Source organism: Hydrogenovibrio sp., assembly GCF_049975065.1.
Lineage (GTDB): Bacteria > Pseudomonadota > Gammaproteobacteria > Thiomicrospirales > Thiomicrospiraceae > Hydrogenovibrio.
In genome coordinates this window covers 7,102-16,622 of sequence record NZ_JBNGDN010000035.1, presented here as the reverse complement: position 1 = coordinate 16,622, position 9,521 = coordinate 7,102, and the positions used below count along the sequence as shown (strand labels likewise).

The window sequence follows — 9,521 nt, the reverse complement described above, 5'->3', positions numbered from 1 at the left end:
ACTCAACAAACTTAAATCAACTATTTTTGGAGAAAAACAATGGCTATGAATATTTTAACAACGGCTCAACTTTACAAAATGGCTCCCGCTGTTTTTGCGGATGCGCCGGATACAGCCGTATCTGAACGCTATGGCTTTGTGCCGACCATTGAGGTGGTCAATTCCCTTCAGCAAGAAGGTTGGTATCCTGTCAGAGCACAACAAACGCATTCACGCGATACTGAGAAAAAGCATCTTGCTCGACACATGATCCGCTTTCGCCAAGACCCTGATCGTCAAGTCGTGGTCGGTGACTCGATCAGTGAAATGGTTTTGACCAACAGCCATGACCGCAGCTCGGCTTATCAATTAGATTTAGGCTTATTCCGCTTGGTTTGTTCTAACGGTATGGTCACACCTACAAATGATTTTGGCGGGATTCGGGTCAAACATGGCAAAAATGTTGTCGAAAACATTATTGACGGTTCCTTGGCCCTGGCAAACCAAATTCCGCGTCTTTCGGAATCAGTGGAAAAGCTTCAATCTACCTTGGTATCAACAGAAGAAGCCCGGCTATTTGCGCGTGCTTTTCTGGCATTACGTTACGGTAATGACTGGCAATCGATCAGCCCTATACGCCCTGAGTCGCTATTACAGCCCAGACGCATTGAGGACAACGAGCCTACGCTTTGGAAAGTCTTTAACCGTATTCAGGAAAACATGATGAAGGGCGGGATAACTGGCCGTTCTGCAAGTGGACGTTCGACCAAAACCCGTGCCATTCAGTCGGTGTCTGAAGACGTTCGATTAAACCGTTCGCTTTGGCAACTCGCTGAAGAATTTTTGAACCTGAAACAGGCACAGCCAATCTCGAAACCTGTATTTAAATCCATTATTGAAGGAGAATTTTATGCTGCCTGAGCCTTTTAAGGCAAGCGATAAATCAGGCATTTATCAGACCCAGCAGCCGCTGAACGCTGAGGCCATCTTTAAGATGGCCAACTATTTAGCGCGTCAGCGGTTACGCAAGGGGCGAATAATAAACCGACCTGATGAATGTTGTCTAGCCTTGCAGAGCATTTTACAAGAAACTGAACATGAAGTATTTGGGGTGATTTTTCTGGATCAGCAACACCGTATCATTGCCCAAGACCCAATGTTTCGCGGCACGATCAATCAAGCCACTGTCTATACACGCGAAATTGTGAAATCCGCACTCGGTCATAATGCCGCCGCTGTGATTTTGTTTCATAACCATCCGAGTGGCCGTACCGACCCATCTTCATCAGATGACCAGCTCACTCAAACCATCAAAAAGGCTCTCGATCTAATTGAAGTTCGCGTGCTGGATCATCTCATCCTTGGAACCGAAGGGCATTATTCCTATGCTCAGAATGGAAAAATTTAAGAAATTTCCCATAACCACAAAAACAAACTGATTTCAAGGGGCTTACCCTCTATTTTATTTCTTAACGTAAGCCCCTACTTTCAGATCCCACCCTGTTACACCATATACCCAGGCCTAAACTAAACGCACTAAACGCAGCTGCATTTCTTATTTTTACTTATTTTTTAAGGATGCCTAAAAATGAATTCTAAAAGAATCGAACTATTAAACCTCAACAACCTCGTAAAAATGCTAAACATAAGCCGTAGCACTATTTATCGAAAAATAAAACCAAACGCAAAACAATACGACCCAACTTTCCCAAAACCCATAAAAGTTGGACAGAAAGCCATTCGCTGGCGTCTATCTGATGTCGAAAAGTGGCTTGATGAGCAAGTACACCTCACAACAACAAAGCCTTGCTAGTTTTTTAAAACAACTATATTCAAAACACACAGCCTGTGACATACTTAATGTATCAGGCTTTTTGTGTTGGTTTCAACTTGCAGTCATATTGTTGGGTAAAATTGACCACTTTAAGAATTTGAAAAACTAGCGCGAATGTCTGCAACCGTCATAAACAAACGATTAGATTCATCTGCAAAAGCGTTAAATCCATATTGCTGATAAAAGCCTTCCACACCGTCTTTCGCATCGACAATCACCAGAGGAAAGCCTACCGTGTCACTGGCGGACAAAAGCTTTTGCAAGGCATCAATCAACAACCACTCCCCAATCCTTTGTCCTTTGAAACGCTTATCCACCGCCAACCTTGCAATTAAGCCCGCAGATGTCGTATTGCTATGCTTCTTTTTAAGCTTTGTTGGCAGCGCACTCAAATCAATCGTTGCCATCGTCAATGTATAAAAACCGACAATCTGAGACGGGTCTTCAATATTCTCCAGAACAAATGTGCGAGAGTTATCTCTCTTAGATTGCTGGTTTGCAATGACTTTCAGATAGTTATTGAGATCATCTTCACCGCAGTCAAAACGACTGCGATCATGCTGGCCATTCGATAATGAAACTGTTTGCATCAATTTTGTGATGCCTCATAACGAGAAAAAGCAGATTGTAATTTTTTATTTGCCATCGCAGGCTGATCTAACGCATCCATCAGCTTCAATGAATCCTGTTCTGATAACTTCAGAACCTCTTCTTTTTCAATAATCTGTTTTGCCTTTTCAACCGCACTATTGAGCACGAAAGCGTTAATACTACTCACTCCACTCAGAGCAGCGGCCTTATACAGCAACTCTTGAGTATCTATATCAACTCTCGCAGTGATTCGAGGCAAACTCGCTGAACTCATGACAACAACTCCTTTTAACCGATATGTGCCAAATTGGCACGCTAGATATTATCCCAAAACTTTCAGCCAAAAACAATAACCATGTGCCAAATTGACACATTATAAAATAACACTTACAAAACAATTTCATCGAGACGATCACACCATTTTTGCAACCACTCTTTCGACTCATGTTCATAATGATGAAGGTCGTAAGTACCCTCAATGCCTTTTTTGGAGTGCCCCAAAATAGCTTCACTCACCTCTCTAGGACACCGAAGTTTTGCCAATTGGGTTCGGACTGTGCGTCGCAGATCATGAGGAGTCCAAGAGTCAATATCTAGATGATCGTTATTCTTTCTGGAATAGTACAGTTGCTGCGTCAACTGCTTTTGATCAAGCGGGCGATCTGTTAAATCTCCATTTCTACTTTTCGCCCTGAATACATATTTTCCAGAAACATCGATGGCAGATAAAAACTTAATTGCTTGCTGTGACAGCTGAACGTAACGAGATGCTCCGGTTTTTGTCTCTTTTAAGAAAACAGTTCCTTCTTTCAAATTTACATCCGACCACTGAACACCACATACCTCACCAGTTCGCATGCCAGTTAGTAAGGTAAATTTCAATACATCTTTAACCGTTGGAGATAGAAATTTTGCCCTTGGTAACCATTGCCATAGCTTTTGCAATTCGAGTTCTGTGAGCACTCTTTGACGCTTACCATTCGAGATTCTGATTCCAGAGTCTTTAATTCTTGTTTTTATTTCTGGGCATGGATTTTGAAAGTTCGGAGGCAGTCGGTCATTTGAAATAGCGAAACGATAAGCAAGATTCAGCTCTCGTAAAACGTTTCCAGCCTGAACATTTGCTCCTCTGGAAATAATTTGATCAACCATGCTTTTCACTTCAATCAAAGGCGTTTCAGAGACAGGCAGATCGCCAAGTAAGCGCACAACATCACCATATAAAGTACGCCTAACCTCTTTTTGCCCCTTGTCTTTTCGACTACCAGGAATAATTCTTCGGATTCCCTTTCGGTCTGGCTCTGAATAACGATCTTCAACTTTGCCTGTCAAGTAGAGTTCAACCATCGCTTTGAAAGTAAAATTCATCTTTTCAGCTGCAAGCTGTGCTTCAAGCTTTTCAGCTTTTTGCTTTGCTTCTTGATCAACTAAATATTGCTGAGGATCGTAACCACTTGCTTTAAGTGATTTAAATTCTTGCAGCTTGTTACGAGCATCTGCCAGCCCTATTTCAGGATAAATACCAAGCACTAACTGCTTCATTTTTCCTTCAAAATTTTTGTACCGATAAATAAATGTTGTTGCCCTTGATGTCTTTTTAACTCGTAAGCCAGAGTTGTCCCCTATGTCGGTAAGCACATCACCGCTTTTCATTTTTGTAACAGCAATCGCTGTGATAGGTTTTTTGGTAGAATTAGTAGCCAACTTTGATGCCCTTTTGATAAAAGCCCTCAGATAATGAGTTCTGATTGCGTCAATGGATAACGTTTTTACGTAAATCATTATAAGATATTGTTACGCCAACTGTTACGCCAAAACATGAATTTTTATGATTTTAAGTGAATTTACATGACACTACACGACATACCAAATAAAAAAATAAAACATTTAAAATCAACGTCTTAAATATGAAAAACACCGAAAAATCAAACACTAAAAAGGCATCACACACTCCAATGATGCAACAATATTTGGCCGTCAAAGCCGAGCATCCAGAGCATTTGCTGTTCTATCGCATGGGAGATTTTTACGAACTTTTCTATGACGACGCTGTGAAAGCCGCAGACTTACTGGAAATCACCCTCACAGCACGCGGCAAATCCGGCGGACAACCGATTCCGATGGCGGGCATTCCCCACCATTCCGCAGACGGCTACTTGGCCAAACTGGTCAAACTCGGCGAGTCCGTTGCCATCTGCGAACAAATCGGCGACCCAGCCACCTCCAAAGGTCCAGTGGAACGCAAGGTAGTGCGCATTGTCACCCCGGGCACACTGGTGGAAGACGCTCTGCTGGAAGAAAAATCGGAAAACCTGTTAGCGGCCATTGTCAAAGTCGATGGTGGCTATGGCTTGGCTTATTTGGATGTGGCCAGCGGTCGTTTTGAAGCGACGCCACTGGACGACGCGGCGCAACTGGCCGCAGAAGTGGAACGCCTCAAACCGGCGGAAATCATTTTGCCCGACGATCCGCAACTGAAACAAAGCCTGCCGGAGGCCATTCAAAAACGCCCAGGCCTGGTGAATTACCCGGCTTGGCATTTTGATGTCGATGCCGCCCGCAAGCGCTTAACCGACCATTTCGGCACTCAGGATCTGGTGGCCTTCGGCTGTGAACAGTCGCCGACCGTGATTGCCGCCAGCGGCACCATTTTGCACTACGCGCGCGCCATGTTACAGAGCGATCTGGGACACGTCTACAGTCTGCAAACCTATCGTACGGATGACGCCTTAGCGCTGGATGCCGTCAGCCGTCGCAACCTGGAATTAGACACCAACCTCAATGGTGGCAAACACCACACGCTGTTTTCGATTCTCGACAATGCCACCACCGCCATGGGCAGTCGCCTGATGAACCGTTGGCTAAACCAGCCATTGCGAAACCGCGACCCAATCAACGCCCGCCTGGATGCCATAGAAGAGCTGATTGAACGCCACAGCACCGACGATATTCACCAGTGCCTCAAGCCCATTGGTGACTTGGAACGCATTCTCAGCCGAGTCTCCCTTTACTCAGCACGTCCGCGCGATCTGTTACACCTTGGCCGCTCGCTTAACCAGCTGCCGCAACTGCAAACCATACTGACCCGGCAAACCGCCGAGAAATGGGCGTACATTGCGCAACGCTTAGGAAACTACCCAGACCTGGCAGAACAATTAAATCAAGCGTTGGTGGAAAATCCGCCGATGGTCATCCGCGACGGCGGCGTATTTGCCGAAGGGTACGACACCGAGCTGGACGAATTGCGCAACCTCAAAAATCAGGCCGGCGACTACCTGCTGGCATTGGAAGCACGCGAAAAAGAACGCACCGGCCTCTCCACCTTAAAAGTCGGCTACAACCGCGTACACGGTTACTACATTGAAGTCAGCAAACTGCAATCCGACAAGGTGCCCGCCGATTACGTTCGTCGCCAAACCCTGAAAGCACAGGAACGCTACATCACCCCCGAATTAAAAAGCTTTGAAGACAAGGTGCTCAGCGCCAACGAAAAGGCCTTGGCGCGCGAAAAGTGGTTGTACCAGCAATTGCTTGAGCGTCTCAATCAAGACCTGAAGCCATTACAGCAAACCGCTGCCGCCCTCGCGGAAACCGACGTTCTAAACGCCTTGGCACGTCAAGCCATCGCCTTAAACCTTTCTCGCCCCACACTGGTGGAAACGCCAGGCCTGGTCATTCAGCAGGGCCGCCACCTGACGGTTGAAGCCCTGACCGACCAGCCGTTTATTCCCAACGACATCGACTTTAACGATCAGCGTCGCCTACAGATCATCACCGGCCCCAACATGGGGGGTAAATCCACCTTTATGCGGCAAACCGCGCTGATTGCGATCATGGCCTACATGGGCAGTTTCGTCCCGGCACAATCGGCGACACTGGGGCCCATCGACCGCATTTTCACCCGCATCGGTGCCTCGGACGACCTCACCTCCGGGCGTTCGACCTTTATGGTGGAAATGACCGAAACCGCCAATATTCTGCATCACGCCACACCACAATCTTTGATATTGATGGACGAAATCGGGCGCGGCACCTCCACTTTTGACGGTCTCGCCCTCGCTTGGGCCATTGCGGAACAGATGGCACAAAGCATACAAGGTTACTGCTTATTTGCCACCCATTATTTCGAATTGACCACTCTGGCGGAACAATTTAACAACACCGTCAACATCCACCTCAGTGCCATCGAACACCAAGATAAAATCGTTTTTATGCATCAGGTGCAAGAAGGCCCGGCCTCACAAAGTTACGGCCTGCAGGTTGCGGCGCTAGCCGGGGTGCCGAACGCCGTCATTCGAAACGCCAAAAAACACCTGCACCGCCTAGAAAACCAAACCGCCAACCAAACCACCCTGCCCCAAGGCGTTAACGGACAAACGGTACAACAATTCGACCTCTTCACTCAAGCGGCGGCGAACCCCGCCGAAATCGACGCCCTGCTGGACGAGCTGAAAGACTTGAAAACCGATGACCTTACCCCCAGAAAAGCGTTACAAAAAATTTACGAGTGGCAGGAAACTGTCAAACAATTTCGAGGATAAACACACTTATGGAAGCGATGATCATCGACGTCACCCAGGAAAACTTCAATGAAATGGTGATAAACAACTCCATGCACGTCCCAGTGCTGGTAGACTTTTGGGCACCTTGGTGCGGCCCCTGCAAACAGGTCATGCCCATGCTGGAAAAACTGGCGCAGGATATGGCCGGACGCTTTATTCTGGCCAAAATCAACACCGAAGAACAACAGGAACTCGCTAACCACTTTCAAATTCGCAGCATTCCCAGCTTCAAGATTTTTCATCAGGGGCAGATGGTGCAAGAATTACAGGGCGCACAACCGCTCAACGCCTTCCAGACCGCACTGGAGCCTTATCTCAAACCGGACGAATCCGAAGACCTACGTGCTCAGGCACAGCAGGCGTTTGCCGAAGGCGACTACGAGCGTGCCACCCAACTGTTGTCGCAAGCCGCCCAAGCCAACCCGAACAACTACCGCGTCCACCTCGATTTAGCGAAAATGTATTTCCAGCGCGGCCATGTGGACGACGCCAGACAGCTACTGGAAAAACTGCCCGACGAAGCCAGGCAATCCGACGAAGGCAAATCCCTTATGGCTCTTTTTAAATTCAGCCAGATGGTGGCCGAAGCCCCGGACATCGAAACCGTGCAAAACACGCTGCAGACCAACCCCAACGACGCCGAATCACTCTACCATCTCGCAGGCTACCTGATGCTGCATCAGCAGGTGGAAGAAGCCATGAACTGTTTATTAAAACTGTTCACCGTGGATCGTGATTTCCGCGACGGCATCGCCAAAACCACCCTGCTGGAGATTTTTGACCTGCTGGCCAAAGATCACCCGCAACAGGTCAACACCTACCGACGCAAACTGCAAAACCTGTTATTTTAAAGGCAACCGCATGACACTGACTCCCGACAGGCTCCAACGCATTCCCGTTTTCGGCATTGCCGGCAACTTTGCCGAACACCTCTCTCAGGCCGGCGAAGACGCCGATTTTGTGCAAATCAAAACGGAAGACGCCGCCGCGCCAAAAGGCATTTTCCCGATATACATTCCCAGCCACGCTTCCTATCTCGGCACCTATCCATTGTCTAGCCGACGGATTCAGGCGGATTTTTCCCAACCCATCAAAGTGCAGGTAGAGCCGGAAATCTCAATTTTGTTCGACGCCTTTTACGATAACGACCACCACCTGACCGACCTGCAAGCCAAAGCCTTTTCCGCGTTTAACGACTGCTCCATCCGCCGCCCCAATGCCCGCAAAATCAGTGAAAAGAAAAACTGGGGCACCGACAGCACCGGACTGGCCAGCGATTGGATCGACATTGATCGCTTTGATGAAGGCGGTATTCTCGATGATTACCACATCGCCTCCTTTATCCAACGCAACGAGCGTGTCGAACGCTACGGAATGAACAGCCCGGTGCTGGGGTACAGTTACTTTTACCAAACCCTGAAACACTGGATGGTGCGCACCTTTAACCAGCAGTGCGACCAAGGACCACTGGAAAACCTTGCCGAGCTGCTGGCCGCTGCCGACTATCCTGCCCAAATCATCGTCACCCTCGGGGCGACACGTTACGCACCCTTCGGTGAAACCGGCTACTTAAAGCCCGGGGATCGCATCGGCGTTTTCGTGTACGACAAAAACAGCATTTCAGAGGCCGAACTGGCGGACAGCTTTGCCCACAATGCGCTGCCCGACGCCTTTAAAGGTTCCGCACTGGTACAATCCGTCAGCCAGGCTTAACGGCTGGGGCTTATCACCAACGACCAGGCCTGGTGATTTTTCACACGGACACACAGGCCTCAGACCTCGCACGCATCGCATTCAAACCCGCTCGAAACGGTGGTGTTTGACTACAACCCTAGAATGATTTTTGCCGCCGTGAAATAAATAATCAGACCGGTCACATCCACAAATGTCGCTAAAAACGGCGCGGAAATGGTCGCCGGATCCAGTTTCAAATAACGCAAACCAATCGGTAACAAAGAGCCGACCAGATTCCCCCAAGTCACAATTCCCATAATACCGATGGTCACGGCCAAGGTAATGCTGTAAATGTCAAACTGCCCTTTTTCGGTATAATCTGCCCAGCCCAAGACATCCCACAGCAGAATTCGCGCTACCGCAAACACCCCGAGCAACATCGCCAACATGAAGCCGACGATCAATTCCCGTTTAAAAATTTTCGGCCATTCATGCAATTCAAATTCCTTCAGGGCTAAGGCACGAATCACCAAGGTTGAACTTTGCGAGCCGCTGTTACCGCCGCTGGAGAGAATCAACGGTAAAAACAGCGCCAGCACCACGGCATGGGAAATTTCCTCTTCATAATAGCCCATGGCGGTGGCGGTAAACATTTCGCCGATAAACAGCACCAGCAACCACACCCCGCGTTGCTTGAAAGATTCCCAATAAGTGGTTTGAATATAGGGTTTCTCCATGGCTTCCACCGCCGCCATCTTTTGATACGTGCGGGTGGTGGATTCCTGCGCCAGATGCACCATATCATCGGCACGAATCACCCCAATCATGCCGCCGTTTTCATCCACCACCGGCAGGCTCACCGAATCACGGGTACGAAAGCG

Annotated in this window: 10 protein-coding genes; 6 read left to right on the top strand and 4 right to left on the bottom strand. The window is 48.2% G+C overall.

Annotated elements, in window-relative coordinates; translation table 11 throughout:
- Window positions 1-39: 39 nt before the first annotated feature.
- The 3 genes from ACP5D0_RS05815 to ACP5D0_RS05805 all read left to right on the top strand — a co-directional run bounded on the left by ACP5D0_RS05815 (window position 40) and on the right by ACP5D0_RS05805 (window position 1,792).
- Window positions 40-900 (top strand): DUF932 domain-containing protein, encoded by an 861-nt coding sequence (locus tag ACP5D0_RS05815; protein WP_472364716.1) that lies wholly within the window; start codon window positions 40-42, stop codon window positions 898-900.
- Window positions 890-1,387: a RadC family protein gene (gene radC / locus ACP5D0_RS05810; RefSeq protein ID WP_472364715.1), complete on the top strand. Its 498-nt coding sequence runs from the start codon at window positions 890-892 to the stop codon at window positions 1,385-1,387. The genes ACP5D0_RS05815 and radC overlap by 11 nt, the downstream gene beginning before the upstream one ends.
- A 180-nt stretch (window positions 1,388-1,567) precedes the next feature.
- On the top strand, window positions 1,568-1,792 hold the full coding sequence (locus ACP5D0_RS05805; protein ID WP_472364714.1) for a helix-turn-helix transcriptional regulator: 225 nt from the start codon (window positions 1,568-1,570) through the stop codon (window positions 1,790-1,792).
- Window positions 1,793-1,902: 110 nt separating this feature from the next.
- Here ACP5D0_RS05805 and ACP5D0_RS05800 read toward each other — a convergent pair whose 3' ends face one another.
- The 3 genes from ACP5D0_RS05800 to ACP5D0_RS05790 form a co-directional block, all read right to left on the bottom strand.
- Window positions 1,903-2,403, bottom strand: a complete 501-nt coding sequence (locus ACP5D0_RS05800; RefSeq protein WP_472364720.1) for a GNAT family N-acetyltransferase — start codon at window positions 2,401-2,403, stop codon at window positions 1,903-1,905.
- A complete protein-coding gene (locus ACP5D0_RS05795) occupies window positions 2,403-2,678 on the bottom strand; it encodes a type II toxin-antitoxin system TacA family antitoxin (protein ID WP_472364713.1) in 276 nt (91 codons plus the stop codon). Before ACP5D0_RS05795 ends, ACP5D0_RS05800 begins: the two co-directional genes overlap by 1 nt.
- 113 nt (window positions 2,679-2,791) lie before the next feature.
- Complete coding sequence (locus ACP5D0_RS05790) at window positions 2,792-4,108, bottom strand: tyrosine-type recombinase/integrase (protein WP_472364712.1); 1,317 nt, start codon at window positions 4,106-4,108, stop codon at window positions 2,792-2,794.
- Window positions 4,109-4,359: 251 nt separating this feature from the next.
- Here ACP5D0_RS05790 and mutS point away from each other — a divergent pair, with 251 nt between their 5' ends.
- The 3 genes from mutS to ACP5D0_RS05775 are packed head-to-tail and all read left to right on the top strand — an operon-like array spanning window position 4,360 to window position 8,679.
- Window positions 4,360-6,945, top strand: a complete 2,586-nt coding sequence (gene mutS, locus ACP5D0_RS05785; protein ID WP_472364711.1) for a DNA mismatch repair protein MutS — start codon at window positions 4,360-4,362, stop codon at window positions 6,943-6,945.
- 8 nt (window positions 6,946-6,953) lie between these two features.
- Window positions 6,954-7,817: a thioredoxin gene (gene trxA, locus ACP5D0_RS05780; RefSeq protein ID WP_472364710.1), complete on the top strand. Its 864-nt coding sequence runs from the start codon at window positions 6,954-6,956 to the stop codon at window positions 7,815-7,817.
- A gap of 10 nt (window positions 7,818-7,827) precedes the next feature.
- Window positions 7,828-8,679 carry a DUF5718 family protein gene (locus ACP5D0_RS05775; protein WP_472364709.1) on the top strand — a complete coding sequence of 284 codons (852 nt, stop codon included), beginning with the start codon at window positions 7,828-7,830 and terminating at the stop codon, window positions 8,677-8,679.
- A 110-nt stretch (window positions 8,680-8,789) separates the two neighbouring features.
- On the opposite strand, the gene ACP5D0_RS05770 is transcribed toward ACP5D0_RS05775, so the two are convergent.
- Window positions 8,790-9,521, bottom strand: a 732-nt coding sequence (locus ACP5D0_RS05770; protein ID WP_472364708.1) for a magnesium transporter, incomplete at its 5' end; no start/stop codon positions are given.